Here is a 16147-nt window from a genome sequence, read left to right on the forward strand (position 1 = left end):
AAGCGTTGTAAAGGAAATGTTGCCACACGTAAGAAAATATTTCAAGCGCACCGAATACGGCTGCAAGAAACGTTATAAACAGAAAAAGAAACGCCTCAACGTTTCTTCTACCTTATATATGTTGCTATCAAAATAATCCTGAATATGGTGGGCTGTGTGCCGAGAGCGGTAAACGAGGCTCGAACTCGCGACCCCCAGCTTGGGAAGCTAGTGCTCTACCAACTGAGCTATTACCGCATTTGAGCCGATACCCGGACTCGAACCGGGGACCTATTCATTACGAATGAATTGCTCTACCAACTGAGCCATATCGGCCTTTCCCTATTAATTTCCTAATGGGGCATTATCTCAAATGCGGTGCAAAGGTAGTTGTTTTTTCGATAAGCACCAAATGTTTTGCCGATTTTATTCGCCAGTAATGTGGAAATATCTTCCCAATGGCCATTGCATGACTATCGTGTCGCCAGGGTATATGCACGCCAATCCCTATTTGCCGTAAAAGCAATTGGGGACTTAGGCATTAACTTCTATTGAAAGAGACAGGGTTCTTTTATGGGTTTGGACGTTGATGTCCATGATATGGACAGTTGCTATCTTAAACGTACCTTTACCGTTGGTAATGGTTCTCGGTTTCTGTTTGCCATCATCGTTAGCGCAACTATCCGATAGCCGACAATCGTTTTTTTCGGTAAATGCGAAAAGGAAATGGCTGCTATATGTGAAAAAGCTCACGTTCATCCTGGTTGCATGGGCCAATCCAACGAAAATACGAATGCCACATAAAGCACTTAAAAGAGGCAAATGTGCAGGTTTAGAAATGATGAGGCCTTCAAGTTAAAGCATTTGTGCGTTTCACTACAGGCGTCTAAGGGTTTATGCAGAACAACCTAAAAGACTTCAGGGTGATTTTTAGAACCTTCCTTAAAAGTGCACAAGCAGCCCGAAGAGGGCTTGTCTTCCTCTTAAAGGTAGGTCGAAACGGGTGGTGTTTAACCCTGCGCTTTGCACCACGATGTAGTGTTTGGCGTTAAGCAGATTGTCCATCGTGCAATGGGCTTCCAGCTTTCTGCTGATTTTGAAGCGGATTTCGCCATCAAGCATGTGGCAGTTCTTATACTTGGAGGGTGCCACCTCGTTGAGCAGATGGTGGTATTTCATGCGAATGTCCCATCTCTTTGTGGGGAAGAGATAGGCGGAGATATCCGAAGCAACGGATGATAGCGCATCAGAGTGGGCGTAGGCATTGCGGTCCCAGAAGAGCGAGCCCCGAAGTTTGATGTTCAACCGCATCCACTTTATTTTCTGATAGTCGGCCGCCACCTCCAGGGCGAGTACGTTGGCATGGTTGCTCGTCTGCAAGTTGGATTGCGAAAGCAGGTATGTTGAAAGCGAATAAGCCAAGGAAGACTTCAAGGAGAGGCCCGCATCTGTGAAACTTTTTCCCCAATCAGAGTTTATCATAAAGGAACGGCTGCGGTTCTTCCCGTTCTTTTCTGTCAAGATGGTGTGTTGGCTGGTATATCCATAATCGATGTAGCTCTCTCGTTGTTCTTCGTTGTAGGCTATGGTAAGGTTGCAGAACAACATTGTGGCCAGGTTTTGGTAGGAAAGGCTGCTCGAAATTCGGTTGCTGCTGCTGAAGCACGGCATCGGGTAAGAGCGGAATGTTGTGCGGTGGGATATTCGCAGCGGTTGGAGCGAATAAAAGCTGGCAAGAGCGTCGCTTTTGTTGGAAGATAGTGTGAGCTTTGCCTTCCAATGATGGTTTAGCTGACACTTGATATGCAGGTATGGCGAGATGAAGAGCAGGCTGCGCCGATGGTTGAAAGGCGCAATGCTGGCATGCAGCCATTCAAAGGGCAGTTCCATTATGATGCTGCTGTTGGTGTTCCACGTTATGGTATAGCTTGGAATTAACCCATATCGCATGCTTCTGCGATGAACGAGGTTTCCTGCATCGTACGCGTTGTCCTTATATTGAAATGCGGCTCTCAGTTCGAGGTAGTTGCCAAAGAGGGGGAAAGCAGTGGTAAGGGTGTTCTTGGTGTGCCAAGATTTCAGCGTGTAGGCATTGTCCGAGTTGTAAACGGGCAATGAATCGGAAAGGCTTTGCAGGCCCTCGCTTCGGTCAAGACACCTTGTTAGCGACTTAAACTGCAACACCCTGTCTCCCCAGGAGAAAGACGACGTGAGGTAGTTTTGCACGTAAACGGGGCGTTGGCGTATGGTTTCACGTATGTTTTCGCCATTGCTGTTGAGAGAGTTCACGTTGCAAAAGCTGTTGTAAGCGTAACGCAATTCGTCGGCAACATACGCCGTGGCACTGTTCAGTTCGTATTTCAAGATGGGTAACAACGTGCAACTGCGATGAGCCAGGTGTTTTTCCTCGTCGAGATTTACAACCGTTGTTCCGCCATAAGTGTAGTTGTGCCTGCTGTCGTAGTGCGAATGGTCGTTATAGGTAAGCAAGTTAAACCTCAATGTGGCCACCTTCGAAAGACCGACAAGGTGGTTGAGGGTTGCCGAATAGGATTTGTTGAAGACATAGCGTTGCATGGGCAGGCTCTCTTGAAAGCCTGAACCGGGCAACAACGAAGGGGGTAGGGGTTCGTATGCATCTAAGTCCGTGAGGTCTATGTGCTCGCGGGTTTCTTCAGACAGGTCTTTTCCCCTGTTGTTCGTCTTTCCGGTGAGCATTAGCTGGCTTGTGCCCAGTATTTGTGTAAGGAAAACACTGCCATCCCACAATGTGGAATGCCCATAGCCCATTGCACCGCTCACCTCGCCGAATGGGCGGGCTTTGTGAGATTGTTCCATGCGGATATTAAGGGCTGCTTTTTCAGAAACCTGTTTGCCTTGAAGCATCCTCACAGGCTGGTGGTTTTCCATCACTTCTACCGCTCTCACCGCATCGACCGGCATATTGCGCGTGGCCTGGTTGTAGCTGTTGCCCAACAGGTCTCTGCCTTCGATGTAGAATTTGTTGATGGCCTTTCCCTGATAAGACACCATTCCGTTGTCTGCAACCTTTATTCCTGGTAGTTTCTTCAGCACGTCCTCCAAATAAGAGTCGCCCCTGGCGGCGAACGACTTGACGTTAAAGACGAGCGTGTCGCCTTTGGCACTGATGGGAGGTGCCTTAATGGTTACTTCTCTGAGGGCGATGCTATTTTCGGTGAGCCAAACTCTGTTGGACGTGCCAGTAGAAAAGGCGGAGACATCCCTTGATAGTTTGACATAACCGAGCGCAGAGAATACCAGATGGTCCCGGGCGCATGCACTCACACTCAACTTGCCATTGTTGTCGGCAAGGGCATAGTTTTTTATTTTACCTTCTAGTGACAACACGCGGCACACGGCCTTGTCCACAGGTTTGCCAGACAGGGAGTCTAAGACGACAAAATCCAACGTGAACTCGATCTGGTTCTGCTGTGCCCAAATCGTGTTCATGTTGGTAAGTGTGATGATGAGTGCAAGCAAGCGGTAGGCCATATCACTCCATTTCCATGGGATTGTATGGCTTAGCACTCACGGTGGCCTTCACGTCGTCGGGGATGGTTACGCCGCTGCTTGTTAGCGCGCTGACGGGGTCTGCACAATAGTTCTTGTATATCTTCCTCACAGTTTCGCGGTTTGTCTTTACGATGTCTGCCTTGGCCCAGAGATAGATGGGCTTATAGCCATGTACTTTCTCCAAGCCGTTAAGAACAAAGTCGAAATGCCCTCTTGTGTCGGTTACGCGCAGCACAAGCCCCGGCAGTCCGTTGAATTTGTAAGGACCGTAAGGCATGGCTATGTCGGGCGAATACCAAGCGATATAGGTTCTGCCGAACAGCTCTGTCTCTGCCTTGTTGCATTTGTATCCGGCAATTGTGGAGTCCCCTTCCATCAACTTCCATTTCATCGGGGGGCAATTCTCTACATATTGGTATTTTTTGTTTCGCATTCCAGCTGTGCGCTGCACGATGTACTGGCTTTTGTTTTTGTCGAACACTATCCCTTCCTTGAATTGTACTTTCTTTAAGGTAGAAAGCATGAGGGCAGATGCTTCTGCCACGGGTGTTTCTTCTCGAGAAACCGCATCGCAAATCGAGTCGAAGGCCAACTCGTAATAATCGCAGAAACGGTTGTAGTTGTCGCCCATCTCCAATATGGTAACTCCCCGGCGTTTGTCTTCTGGGTGAGCAGCGTCTCTAACAAAGGTGTAGGCATAGGTTGCCATGTACTTTGCTGGTTCGAGTATCGTCTTGGCTATGCTGTCTCCCTTAACCCGTGTCTTCCCTGTTGAGTTTCCCCAATTGATGGTTTGCGCCAGGGATGGAACAACGAGGCAAACAAGCAGCATGGTCGTCATCATGTTTCTTTTCATACGCTGAAATTTTTGTCGAACAGTGTGGCCAACGATGAAGGGTTCTTATTCGGCAGGAATGTTAATCGCCACAAGGGGCTTCATCAATGGCCAAAACCTGCTCTATTGTATTCTCCAAAGTGGTTCTGTCTGTGTCAATAGTGTACAACTTTTCCACAAGACGTGGCTGCACAAACAACATCCTTACGGAATTAGGTACTTGTAGGAAGGTGCATTACTGCCAAGCTTTTTCATAATCTATATGTTTTAAATAATGTGACATTTCCTCAGAGGTTTAAATCATAATAGCCGTTTATCGCTTTCACCATTATAAAAGGGTATCCGTCGGGCAATTCGGAAATAGGCGATTGTATTTGCAAAGTTAATTTTTTTTCGTAGAAGTGCCAAATGAAATACGAAAATGTGCTAAGGCATATTCTAAAACATCCTCCGTTATGCCTTTTCTCCTTCTTAAAGTTCGTTCTTCACTGTCACCTTGCCTTTATTTGTCATCGTTTACTTGCTCTTTCAAGTGTATAGCGAACAAAGCCCTATAAAGAAGGAAATAAGTGCAATCTGCAAGGATGAAACCGAAAGATGTGGTAAAGATAATTTTTTGAACCTGCCTTAATGGGTTGAATGCGAAACGAAGAACTGCTTTACTGGGTCATAGACTTGTAGGGTTGTGAGTTGGTAGGGTTGTGAGTTGGTAGGTTGGTGAGTTGGTAAGTTGGTGAGTTGGTAAGTTTGTGAGTTGGTAAGCTCGTGAGTTGGTGAGTTGGTAAGTTGGTAAGTTGGTAAGTTGGTGAGTTTGTGAGTTTGTGAGTTGATGAGTTAATGAGTTGATGAGTTAATGAGTTAATGAGTTGATGAGTTTGTGAGCTCGAAGGCTCTTAATCGTGTGAGAAAGTGAGCATTTAAGTGCGCGTGCCCGCGAATTTTTATTTTCATTAGTCCGTAAGCCAAAAACTCACAAGTGTATCAACTCACAAGTTTATCAACTCACAAGCTCATCAACTCACAAACTCAAACACTTAAAAATATTTTTTTTATTTTACGATGCTGCTCTAATTTTCACTCCGTTCTAGCGAAATTATAGTTTAAAAAGTAGGTAAATATCTACTGTTTCTAACCTTTCACTCATTTCGTTTTGTCTGTTTTTAAGGACATAAGCTACATTTTGCACCATTTTGCCTTTCTATTTTGGTCGCCAACTCAAAATTTTTCAAGCCCAATAACCCGCTTTTTACCCCTAAAATCCTACTTTTTGACGACTATTTCGCCCTTTTCGGCCATGTATCTCATGGTTCGAGAAGGTTTTATTTATACCATTGCAGCGGATATTTATGCTTTTCGCCTCGCATTTAGCACCATTTTACACTGCGTTTTGCACCATTTTACCTTGCGTTTAGCACCAAAACACACTGCGTTTTGCGGCATATTGCACTGCGTTTTGCAGCATATTGCGCTGCATTTAGCACCAAAACGCACTTCATTTTGCTGCAAATCGTCCCAAAACGGGTATTAGTGGTGGTCCGTTTAAATAAAAATACATTTTACCCGCATGTACAACTACCCCCTTTTGATGCCAAAACAAACCTCCGCGAGAATCGATTTTTTGCGACAAGATGAGCGGTTGGTGGACAAAAAGGGTACTTATAATGTTAAAATACTTGCAGAAAAGCTTACAAAAACTGAGGCGTAGGCGGGCTTGTCAGTTGCGGATTTATAGTCAAACAGAATTGGGGTTGCAAAGCCATAGGTGCATCGTAAACAAACAAAAGTCCTCCTTATCCTCTGTGCAAGGGTTTATTGATGCCGTGCTACGCAATGTCTTGCATCCTTCAAACAACAATTTTCCAAAAGCAATTCTGTTTGACTATAAAAGAATGATGGGTCTGTCACGCGAAAACTGATAGGCTTGAAAAACACACGAACTCAACAACTCATAAACTCACGAACTCAACAACTCATGAACTCAACAACTCATAAACTTACGAACTCACAAACTCACGAACTCACGGCCTTATAAGCTCACACCCTCACAAGATACTTGTGGTGGCTTGCCCATTAGTGAAATGTTCACCAATACGCCAACCACCACAAACATAATTAACCTTTGGGATAATACCCATTGTGGTTATTAGATGCGGATTGGAACCTTCTTCATTAGGTTTCCAAAATAGTCCAACCCTCAATCGTCGTGCTTAACGGTCACTCGTCCCGAATAGTTTCCTGCCTCGACATTTCCACTTTTCAACTGTCGTACACGGTAAGAGAGTGAGATATGGTCGCCGTCGTATCTGTATATGTCGACATAGCTTCCTTCGGCAAGCACTTGTTCCCAGCCTTTGGCTTCTACAACCTCTCCGTCGAATTCCCATTTGCCTCTTTGCGACAAGTCCAAACGTATGCCTATTGCCGCCTTGGGACAAGTTATGGATACGTCTATATCGTCTACATTCGACTTTAGTTTAATCTTGATACGCTCACCCTTATCCTCAATCTTGGCGCGTGTAATGGCGTAAGCCCTTGATTGAACAAACATTGTGTTGGGTGGTAAGTCGTCAACAATCTCATCATGGCTTTTGCTACAACTCGAAAATAAAGCGGCAATGGCCACGAAGGCAATGGCCAATAAAGGTAAAATCTTAATCTTTTTCATGATCTTAAATTATATGTTCTTTTACGTTCCTCTAAAAGTGCGTTTTCTCGCCATGACAATGTCCGAGCAAGTTCAACGTTGTTCATTTGGCTTAACGAAAACGTTCTTTTCTCGTTCCTCTAAAAGTGCGTTTTGCCTTTCCACTTCGCTCAAAGCTCCGTGTTGGCGATTTCCAATTCTCGCCATGACAATGTTCGAGCAAGCTCGACGTTGTTCATTTGGCTTAACGAAAACGTTTGTTTGCAAAGATAGGCAAAAGGTATGTACGGCCAGCTGCGCATCACTCATTTATAAATAATACTATGCTTTTTTAACTGATTTTATTACATTGAGGTTGTTGTGAACGCCCCATTAAACAAGCGTATTAGGTAACCATACAAGAAGGATAATGTATCTGAAACTCCGAAAAAGGGGACTAAGGTTTGCCGTTGTCGAGGATATTTTATAAGTTTGCATAGCAAAAAGAGCTATGCCGAACCAAGGCAGGCCTTGATATGTTACACGCAGGCGGCGCACGAAACAGGCCCCCCAACAACTAAACACGAAGAATTATGAGTAGACAAAAAAGGTATTTATTACAAGAGAGCGACTTGCCCAAGCAATGGTATAACATACAGGCCGACATGCCCAACAAACCTTTGCCACCACTTAACCCTGCAACGAAACAACCCGTAAGCGTAGACGACCTTGCCCGCATCTTCTGTAAGGCCTGCGCTGAACAGGAGTTGGACACTGAAAACGCGTGGGTTGACATCCCAGAAGAAGTTCAGGACAAGTATAAATACTACCGTTCCACACCACTTGTACGAGCCTATGCCTTAGAAAAGGCGCTAGGTACGCCTGCGCACATTTACTTCAAGAACGAGAGCGTAAACCCACTAGGCTCGCATAAGGTTAATTCGGCCTTGCCCCAATGCTACTATTGCAAACAAGAAGGCGTTACGAACGTTACCACCGAGACGGGCGCAGGACAATGGGGAACAGCCCTTAGTTATGCTGCCAGCGTGTACGGGCTGTCGGCTGCCGTTTACCAAGTAAAGATTTCGATGCAACAAAAGCCCTATCGCTCGTTGGTTATGCGCACGTTTGGCGCAGCAGTAACGGGCTCGCCGTCTATGTCTACTAGGGCCGGAAAAGACATTATCACGCGCGACCCGCTACATCAAGGGTCGCTTGGTACGGCTATTAGCGAGGCCGTGGAGTTGGCTACCACCACCCCCAATTGCAAATACACGCTCGGTTCGGTGCTCAACCATGTTACACTGCACCAAACTATCATCGGGCTTGAAGCCGAAAAGCAAATGGCTATGGCCGAAGAATACCCCGATGTGGTGATTGGTTGCTTTGGTGGCGGCAGCAACTTTGGCGGTTTGGCCTTTCCCTTTATGCGCCATAACATCTTAAATGGGAAGGAAACGGAGTTTGTTGCAGCCGAACCAGACAGTTGTCCCAAGCTAACGCGCGGCAGGTTTAAGTACGACTTTGGCGATGAGGCTGGCTATACGCCTTTGTTGCCGATGTTTACGTTGGGTCACGATTTTAAACCTGCCAACATTCATGCCGGCGGTCTGCGCTATCATGGGGCAGGTGTTATCGTATCGCAACTAATAAAAGATGGTTTTATGCGCGGCGAAGACATTCCACAACTTGAAACTTTCGAGGCTGGCACCCTGTTCGCACGCACAGAGGGCATCATTCCCGCACCCGAAAGCAATCATGCCATTGCCGCCGCCATACGCGAAGCAAAACGTTGCAAGCAAACTGGCGAAGAAAAGGTTATACTCTTTGCACTATCGGGACACGGACTGATGGACATGACCGCATACGACCAATACCTCAATGGCGACTTGTTTAATTATTCGCTTTCGGAAGAAAGCATTGCGCAAAGCCTTAAAGCGGTTCCGGAGTTTTAATGCCACATTAACAGGACTTGTGGGCTCGCTAGCTACTCACCCCAAATAATGAGGTTACGTAACTTGCTTGCTTAACAAGTCCTTTATTTAGTTGACGAGTTGACAAGTTGACGAGATAACAAGTTGAGAAGTTGACGAGATAACTGGTTGACAAGTTGACGAGTTGATAATCTGACACAGGTTATAACGCGAGTAGTAGCCGCAGAGATGTAACCCGTAACCTTCTTTCCCTCGTACATACCCAGCCAAAAATACCGCTTTGGCGAGGGGCTCATGCTCTTGGGCATAGTGAAAGATTTCACGGCATGCAGCGACTTATACACCAAGCTTTCGCCACTTGCCTCATCGGTAAGTTTCATTTCCTTAACGTCATCGGCATTGTAGTTGGTTCCATCCTTGCTTTCGGCCGAAGATGCAACAACGACATCGGTGGCATTCTTAACCATGTATATGGGCCATAAGATGCGCTTTTCTCTTTCACCAACCAGCCTTCTACCTTCTTGCCATCGTTTAGAATTAGTTCGCATTTAATGGCGTTCGACTTCTCTGCAGACACGCTGAACGCACACAAAACTGCAAGTAGTAACGAAAGTAACAAACTCTTTTTCATACGTTTGATTGTCTTTAATGGATTAAACAAATAGTTGTTAACGCCGAAAAGTTGGTCAAAAGTGCAGAATTAGGAAAGAGCATGGGGCTGCTTTTTGCTTGTTATTTCACCACTTGCACAATGAGATAGCCCACATATATAATATATATGGATGAGAGAAGGGTGCCTTCGAGGCGTGTGATGGTGTACTTCGTGAACGAGAACAACCACAACAACATCATCGAACCAAAAAGTACGGAGAGGTCTACAAGGCCTATACCCTGTATGTTCATGGGCGAGATAACGCCTGTTACGCCTAAGATAAGCAAGATGTTAAAGACGTTTGAGCCCAGCACATTGCCAATGGCGATGCCGCTATTGCCCTTACGGGCAGCCACAGCACTGGTGGCTAGTTCTGGAAGTGACGTTCCGCCGGCCACAATGGTCAGTCCGATAACGGCGTCGCTAATGCCTATGGCCTGAGCCACAGTGGTTGCACCGTCTACAAAGAGGTTGCTGCCAAACACCAAACAGGCCAAACCAACAAGCAACCAAGCGGTTGCCACAAGGGGTTTCATGGGTTTCTTCGTTTCTGATTGTGTTTCGCCATCGGGTTTTGCCGTAGTAAGGGTGATGCCCATGAAGAAAACAAATAAGATGAGTAGAAAGCCTGCATCTACACGGCTGATGTTGCCGTCGAGACAAAGTAGAAAGAGTGCTCCCGATGCCAACACTGCAAAGGGGATGTCTTTGCGGACGGTGGTCTTCAAGATTGTCATGGGCGCCAACATCGCGGCCACACCCACGATGAGCAAAGCATTGAAAATGTTGCTGCCAACGATGTTACCCACGGCCAAGTCGGGTGTACCTTTCAATGCCGACACAAGGCTCACGCAAAACTCTGGCATGGATGTACCCATCGCCACAACGGTGAGTCCAATTACCAATTGCGACACTTTCATGCGCTCGGCCAAACCTACGGCTCCTTCTGTAAGTCTGTCGGCTCCCCATAAAACAAGGACAATACCTATCAGTACAAAGAGCATGTTTAACCAAATGTTGTCAGTAAAGCCGCCCAAAGCGGCACAAAATAGTTGGAGCATGGTGGGGTAGTGGGGTATTAGGAGGGTGGGTGGATAAATCTTTGAGTGGGTAAGTTTGTTTATAAATGGACGATAGGGTAGGCTTGTGAGTGGGTAAGTTTATGAGATGTCATTCACCAACTTACCCACTCACAAGGCTAACAAACTCGCTTTGCCTTATTCGGCAGCAGCTTGTTCAGCGGTTTGTTCTTCTCCGTTCTTAGGTTTTAGGGCCTCTTCAAAATTGGTAATGCCGTTCTTTACCAAGATGTCGTACCATTGAATAAGTTTGCGGATGTCGCTGTCGTGCACGCGGTCGCGGTCGAATGCCGGCAGAACTTCGCCGAAATAGTCGCGTAGTTCTTGGCTTGTAGCCTTCTTATAGTTAAGCGAACAGGCTTTTAGTTGTTCTTTTTCGCCTAAGTTTTTAAGTACTTGCCACAAGGGTACATCCTCAGAATCGGTGTACATGGCGATGTCGCTAAGACTTGTAACGCGGTCGGTTGCGAAGGCGGGCATACGCTTATGAGTTTCGTCGATAGCCTCGACAATGAGCGAAGCCTTACCGCTAGACACGAGCTTGTATAGCCCAGGCTTGCCTGAGATAGAAAGAATTGTCTGTAACATGTTGTTTTTCTGTTTATGTTTTTATTAGTTGTATGAATAACTCGTTTAGTTGTTGGTCAACGTCTTTCACGCCGTCGTTAACTATTTCGAAGTGGCTCATGGCCCTAACGCGCTGCTGCGGCCATTGGCATTCTATCCATTCCAGTGCTTTAGCGCGGTGGAGTGCATCGCGTTGCATCACTCGTTGTATGCGCATTTCAAGCGGAGCGGTAACACACACCACCTTGTCTACCTTCACCCTTGCATCGAAACCGCTTTCAAAGAAGATGGCACTTTCGAGCCATTGGTTGCCTGATTGTTCGAAATCGCGTGCAACGGCTGGGTGAACAAGGGCGTTGATGCGTTGCTTGTTCTCGTCGGAGGCAAGCAGATAGGCAGCTAATACCTGCTTTTGCAAGTGCCCGTCGGCGTATAGATGGTCGCCCACAAGTTGTCGCAAGCTCTCCATTAGCGGCTCCGAAGTCCGCAAAAGGCGCTTGGCCGACGCGTCGCAATCGAAAACTTCTATGCCGTGAGCGCGCAACCGCTGGGCCACGAACGATTTTCCGCTGCCGATACCGCCCGTTAGGGCGATGCGCAAATGGGGTGATAAGTGGCGAGGAGTCATGGTAATCTATCTACTTCTGTTCGATGAGATAGTCCACTTGATTGATTTCCAAACGCACCTTACGCACACCCGGAGGCGCTTTTCGCAAGTACAATGTGCACTTGTCGGCAGGGTGTTCCATCAGTTCGGCGTAGTTGGCGGCCACCTTGAAAGCGTCGGCAGTGATAGATCGCACGCGGCTAACCCCCACGATGAAGTGCACTCTCACCTTCGAAGGGAAGGTGCGCAACACCTTGTCGGCCGGCAAGCTTTCGGCAGAAATGGGTACTTCGATGCTTTCTTCGGTAAGCACATCGGGGTAAAGGGCAAGCCTAACCACAGATGGAACCATCTTTACGCCCTCGATACGGTGCAATTCAACGGTTTCGACGATGGTGTCCGAGAAGTTTGTGATGTTCAATTCCTCTGTACGCACTTCTTTTATGCTGTCTAATGCCTTATTGTTGGCATACACCGTGACGAGCTGTGGAAAGAACTTATAGTCGGCCAAATAACGTTGGTCGCCAGGTTTGATGGTCCCTGCTATGCGGATAGGAACGCGCTTGCTTTGGCCATAGTTGAAGAAGAACTCCAACCGCTCTGGCTTTACGGCCACTATTTTGGTGGAACCCGACAGCTGTGTATAGAGTTGTTTCTGTATGTCGGCAGCAGGTATCGTGCCCTTTCCGCGCGACTTGTTGGCGTAATTGGCGAAGTTCAGCACAATGGGGCGCAGCCGTTCGGTATAGAGATAGCTCATGATGGCAAATCCCTTGTCTCTTAAAGTCACTCGCACCACGTCTTCATCGTTAGACGTTATCACCACATCCTTAGGCAAATTGGCCAGATGAACGGGCACGATGAAGTCTTTCTCGTAGGTTTCGTTAAGGGCGGTGAGCAACCAAAAGCCCCCACTAAGCGCGAGAAAAAACAAAAAAATCAGAAACTCCTTGTTCACTGCACTGAACACGAAGCTCCTGACTATTGAAAAGATCTTTAAGAGCCGAAGCTGTTTCATTGCTTAATTCTTGGTGTTCACAGACTGCAACGAGGCTGGGTCGGCGAAGACGTAGTTACGGTCTACGGTAACAACCACGCCGCGAGCAATCTCCAACTCCACCGTGTTGCTTTCGATATTGATGCGTTTCACATCGCCATATACGCCACCGCTGGTAACAACGCGTGTGCCTTCTTGCAGTGCGTTTTGGAAGTTGCGTATGGCCTTTTGTTTCTTCTGTTGCGGCCTAATCATGAAGAAATACATGATGGCGAAGATGGCCACCATCATCAAAATGGGGGCGGCAGAATTACCTGCAGCTGCTTGTGCAGCCAATACTGTTGTTGAAATCATATTTTAATTGTTGAGTTGTTGTTTTTAATGCGCTAGCAAAGGCCTCCTCGTTTAGGCCTCTGCTACGTTTCTCTCGGGTTCAATGGGCTGTTCCAAAGCGCCATTGTCGGCATCAGAAGTCGGCTCCATTGGCGCATCCTTTTCAGCATCCACAGGACCTTCTTGCTGCATAGCAGGTTGCGGCGCATGCTTATGTTCGCCGTTCTTGCGCCCATTGTCGAATTGTTTGCGTGGGCGTGGTTCGGGCATGGCCTTCATCATCTGTCCATGTGCAACCAGTCCGCGGGCAATTGTGTCGAGCATACCATTGATGTAGCCTCCACTTCGGTGCGTGCTGTACAGCTTGGCCAACTCTACATACTCGTTAATCGTAACGCTTACGGGTATGTTGGGGAAGTTGAGCATCTCGGCAATGGCAATCTGCATGATAACCACGTCCATGTAAGCCAGTCGTGAAAAGTCCCAATTTCGCGAGTTTTCGCTCATGTATCGTTGATATTGCTCGCCATTAAGAATGGTCGATCTGAATAGCTTACGGGCGAAATCCTTGTCTTCCTCGTCCTTATATTCGGGCAGCAACTCTTGCTTGGCTTTGTTGGCAGGGTCGAAACGTTTGATGGTTTTCAACACAAAGGTGTCAACAATTTCTTTGTCGTCGTTCCAATACAAGCTTTTCTCTTCGAGCAAGGCGTCGAGGTCCACATTGTTTTGCACAAGTTGCTTATACAGCTTGCGCCACAATTCGCGGTCTTCCTCATAGTCGTCGTTTTCGCTTTCCATATATTCGCGGTAGGTTTCCGACTGTTCTATTTGGTTGCAGAGTTTTCTAACCGACTCGATATCGTCTTCCCAACGCTGTTTCAGCGTCTCCATGAAGTCGTTCAGTTGCTTGTTCTCTTCCAATTGCGTAGCAAACTTATTGTACGCGAACTTTGCCGAGGGCACCTCTGTGCCTTCGCGCTGCGCTTGTTGTGTCGCGATGTCTACACGATGTCTCTCTTCACGTGTGATTGCCACTATCAACGCCAGCAGGTAATTGTATAGGTCGTATGCCTTAGAAAGACTGAACAGCAGTTCTTTCTCGGCATTATCCATATTTCTATTACCGTTTTGGTAGTATGCATAGGTTAACTGGACAATCTTTATACGTATTAATTCCCTATTTATCATCGTTCCTGTTTTTCTTTATAATATTGTTATGCAAAATTAGGAACTTTCCCACGATTATGCAAGTGTAAAGGGCTTTTTCTACTTTTTTTAATAACAGACAAGCACCCCTTCCGAAAACTAGAACAACTTTGTTAACATCTAAATAGCGAACGCTTTACCTGCACTTTTTTCGTTTGTTTTGATGCAAATTTGCAAAAAACATCTGCTGATAAAATATGTTGTCATCGGGAAAAGCGCTTAAAAGTTGTGCTTTTCCCGATGATTTAACCTCATTAAATGCCGTTACAGGGTTAATAGCTCACCTCAATAGAGGCAGGGAATATTCTGTATGGGTCGAAGTATTCCATGCAGCTGTTAATCATATCTTGCAAAGTGGGCTTAACATTACCGCGGTAAAGTTGCTTGCCGTTTACGATGAGGGTTACCGCCTTGCTCATGTCTACAAGCTGTTCGTTAAGGTATATGCGCAGTTTGCCTCCCTTAGACTGCTTATACGAACGGTTGAACTTCATTTCGATACCCCATTGCTGGTCTTTCTCAACCGTGGTGTATTCCACATCGTTGATGTTCATCATAATGACATTGTCCTTAATCGTCATTTCATAATAAGTGCGTTGCTCCGATGGTCGCACAAGAACCTGCAAGTTGTAGAACCCCGAACGGTGGCGGCCGTCCATCTCAAAGTCTTCCCAAAGAACAGTTTTGGGATATGGGTTTCGGATGAAATCTTTAAGCCACGGAGTTGTTAGGTTATAGTTGATGCTGTGCTGCATCCTTTCGAGCAGGTTGATGCGATGCTGAAAGAGCGGACGATTGTCTGCCGAAAGTGGATGTGCCTTTTGTGCAGAATCGAAAGCCATTTGCGTGTAGCGCGTGAGGATGTTGCGGTAGAAACCCGTGTCTTCGGCTCCCGTAAGGAATGAAAAGCCAATGTTGGCACAATTCTCCACTGGTGCGTTCTTCAGAGGTTCGCCACCTGCCATCGGTCCGGCCGCTGCCCAATAGTCTGCATAGAACGAAGCCAGCCGTTGACTGCCATAACCTCCTTCGGATATGCCGAACACGTAAAGGCGATTGGCGTCGACGTTTCCCTCAACAAGTGCTTGCCGTATAAGCTTTTCCCAAGCAAACTGCTTAGCTAGTTGCCACCAACGATAATAGTTTCCTTCATTGGGTATCTGGGGAATGAAATAAAGCGAAGGGGCGTCTTGAAACGAGTTTCCTAGCATCAGCCCAGTTTGCCATTCTTGTTTTTTAGGCCCCGAACCATGTAGGTATAAGAAAAGCGGCAACTGCCCATTGGCCTGTCCTTTTGCGCCATAGTAGTAGGGCATAACGGCATCTGGTTCTAATGCTTGTGGCAGGTTCCACGCCCCCTGCCCGCCATTTTGTAGACTTTGGGGCTTGATGAGTTTCTCTTCCTGTAACTCGCGATTGGCCTCGCACCACGCAGCCCACACCATCTTCTTGGTGTTGGCAACGTCTTTATCTTTCAGTTGCTGCTGTATGTCGGTAGAATAGTTTGCGTTGCGCGCAAAGTCCGCCTTGCTGTTCAGCTCTGCGTTCAGCTTTGTTTTCAACGTTTGTTCGAAATAGTGCTTTACCATCTCTTGTTGGCTTTTTACCACCTCTTGTTGGTTTTTTACCATCTCTTGTTGGTTTGGCGATTGGTTGTGTGCGCAGCTCAGTGTGGTAGACAGCGTGAGGGTTGCCGCCATGCTTGCGGCAAGTTTGTTAACGTGTATCATAATCTGTAGTTTCGAGTTTTACAATTCAGCGTGTTTTTTTGATTTGGGTTGATTGCTTAACCCGCTTA

The 16147-nt window shown here is 46.8% G+C and carries 12 protein-coding genes and 2 tRNA genes; 1 reads left to right on the plus strand and 13 read right to left on the minus strand.

Annotated features, from left to right (window positions below; translation table 11 throughout):
• Positions 1–164 precede the first annotated feature (164 nt).
• The 5 genes from BN93_RS03040 to BN93_RS03065 all read right to left on the minus strand — a co-directional run bounded on the left by BN93_RS03040 (position 165) and on the right by BN93_RS03065 (position 7013).
• Positions 165–237: transfer RNA gene (locus BN93_RS03040), tRNA-Gly, on the minus strand.
• A 5-nt stretch (positions 238–242) separates the two neighbouring features.
• Positions 243–315 (minus strand) — tRNA-Thr (locus tag BN93_RS03045).
• 606 nt (positions 316–921) lie between these two features.
• Entirely contained in the window at positions 922–3450 is a 2529-nt protein-coding gene (locus tag BN93_RS03055) for a TonB-dependent receptor (RefSeq protein WP_157462634.1), read from the minus strand.
• Positions 3451–3493: 43 nt separating this feature from the next.
• Positions 3494–4369, minus strand: coding sequence for a GLPGLI family protein (locus BN93_RS03060; protein ID WP_019186890.1), 876 nt, complete (start codon positions 4367–4369; stop codon positions 3494–3496).
• Between the two features lie 2173 nt (positions 4370–6542).
• Positions 6543–7013: a hypothetical protein gene (locus tag BN93_RS03065; RefSeq protein ID WP_019186893.1), complete on the minus strand. Its 471-nt coding sequence runs from the start codon at positions 7011–7013 to the stop codon at positions 6543–6545.
• A gap of 551 nt (positions 7014–7564) precedes the next feature.
• Here BN93_RS03065 and BN93_RS03075 point away from each other — a divergent pair.
• Positions 7565–8926 (plus strand): TrpB-like pyridoxal phosphate-dependent enzyme, encoded by a 1362-nt coding sequence (locus BN93_RS03075; protein ID WP_019186896.1) that lies wholly within the window; start codon positions 7565–7567, stop codon positions 8924–8926.
• A gap of 83 nt (positions 8927–9009) precedes the next feature.
• Here BN93_RS03075 and BN93_RS03080 read toward each other — a convergent pair whose 3' ends face one another.
• The 8 genes from BN93_RS03080 to BN93_RS03115 all read right to left on the minus strand — a co-directional run bounded on the left by BN93_RS03080 (position 9010) and on the right by BN93_RS03115 (position 16079).
• On the minus strand, positions 9010–9453 hold the full coding sequence (locus BN93_RS03080) for a hypothetical protein (protein WP_232211090.1): 444 nt from the start codon (positions 9451–9453) through the stop codon (positions 9010–9012).
• A gap of 184 nt (positions 9454–9637) precedes the next feature.
• Positions 9638–10618, minus strand: a complete 981-nt coding sequence (locus BN93_RS03085) for a calcium/sodium antiporter (RefSeq protein WP_019186898.1) — start codon at positions 10616–10618, stop codon at positions 9638–9640.
• A 156-nt stretch (positions 10619–10774) separates the two neighbouring features.
• Positions 10775–11224, minus strand: coding sequence for a DUF5606 family protein (locus tag BN93_RS03090; protein ID WP_019186899.1), 450 nt, complete (start codon positions 11222–11224; stop codon positions 10775–10777).
• A gap of 13 nt (positions 11225–11237) precedes the next feature.
• Positions 11238–11831: a dephospho-CoA kinase gene (gene coaE / locus BN93_RS03095; RefSeq protein ID WP_044259656.1), complete on the minus strand. Its 594-nt coding sequence runs from the start codon at positions 11829–11831 to the stop codon at positions 11238–11240.
• Between the two features lie 10 nt (positions 11832–11841).
• Positions 11842–12828 carry a CdaR family protein gene (locus BN93_RS03100; RefSeq protein ID WP_044259660.1) on the minus strand — a complete coding sequence of 329 codons (987 nt, stop codon included), beginning with the start codon at positions 12826–12828 and terminating at the stop codon, positions 11842–11844.
• 3 nt (positions 12829–12831) lie between these two features.
• Positions 12832–13161: a preprotein translocase subunit YajC gene (gene yajC / locus BN93_RS03105; protein ID WP_019186902.1), complete on the minus strand. Its 330-nt coding sequence runs from the start codon at positions 13159–13161 to the stop codon at positions 12832–12834.
• 51 nt (positions 13162–13212) lie between these two features.
• Positions 13213–14331: a transcription antitermination factor NusB gene (gene nusB / locus BN93_RS03110; RefSeq protein ID WP_044259661.1), complete on the minus strand. Its 1119-nt coding sequence runs from the start codon at positions 14329–14331 to the stop codon at positions 13213–13215.
• Between the two features lie 290 nt (positions 14332–14621).
• Complete coding sequence (locus BN93_RS03115; protein ID WP_019186904.1) at positions 14622–16079, minus strand: hypothetical protein; 1458 nt, start codon at positions 16077–16079, stop codon at positions 14622–14624.
• Positions 16080–16147 lie beyond the last annotated feature (68 nt).

Origin of the sequence: Prevotella conceptionensis 9403948, from assembly GCF_000312305.1 — a bacterium.
Lineage (GTDB): Bacteria > Bacteroidota > Bacteroidia > Bacteroidales > Bacteroidaceae > Prevotella > Prevotella conceptionensis.

Excerpts from the sequence above, each read along its gene's own strand:
- BN93_RS03055 (WP_157462634.1), bottom strand. The coding sequence starts at position 3,450 with ATGAACACGATTTGGGCACAGCAGAACCAGATCGAGTTCACGTTGGAT.
- BN93_RS03060 (WP_019186890.1), bottom strand. The coding sequence starts at position 4,369 with ATGAAAAGAAACATGATGACGACCATGCTGCTTGTTTGCCTCGTTGTT.
- BN93_RS03065 (WP_019186893.1), bottom strand. The coding sequence starts at position 7,013 with ATGAAAAAGATTAAGATTTTACCTTTATTGGCCATTGCCTTCGTGGCC.
- BN93_RS03075 (WP_019186896.1), top strand. The coding sequence starts at position 7,565 with ATGAGTAGACAAAAAAGGTATTTATTACAAGAGAGCGACTTGCCCAAG.
- BN93_RS03080 (WP_232211090.1), bottom strand. The coding sequence starts at position 9,453 with ATGCGAACTAATTCTAAACGATGGCAAGAAGGTAGAAGGCTGGTTGGT.
- BN93_RS03085 (WP_019186898.1), bottom strand. The coding sequence starts at position 10,618 with ATGCTCCAACTATTTTGTGCCGCTTTGGGCGGCTTTACTGACAACATT.
- BN93_RS03090 (WP_019186899.1), bottom strand. The coding sequence starts at position 11,224 with ATGTTACAGACAATTCTTTCTATCTCAGGCAAGCCTGGGCTATACAAG.
- coaE (WP_044259656.1), bottom strand. The coding sequence starts at position 11,831 with ATGACTCCTCGCCACTTATCACCCCATTTGCGCATCGCCCTAACGGGC.
- BN93_RS03100 (WP_044259660.1), bottom strand. The coding sequence starts at position 12,828 with ATGAAACAGCTTCGGCTCTTAAAGATCTTTTCAATAGTCAGGAGCTTC.
- yajC (WP_019186902.1), bottom strand. The coding sequence starts at position 13,161 with ATGATTTCAACAACAGTATTGGCTGCACAAGCAGCTGCAGGTAATTCT.
- nusB (WP_044259661.1), bottom strand. The coding sequence starts at position 14,331 with ATGATAAATAGGGAATTAATACGTATAAAGATTGTCCAGTTAACCTAT.
- BN93_RS03115 (WP_019186904.1), bottom strand. The coding sequence starts at position 16,079 with ATGATACACGTTAACAAACTTGCCGCAAGCATGGCGGCAACCCTCACG.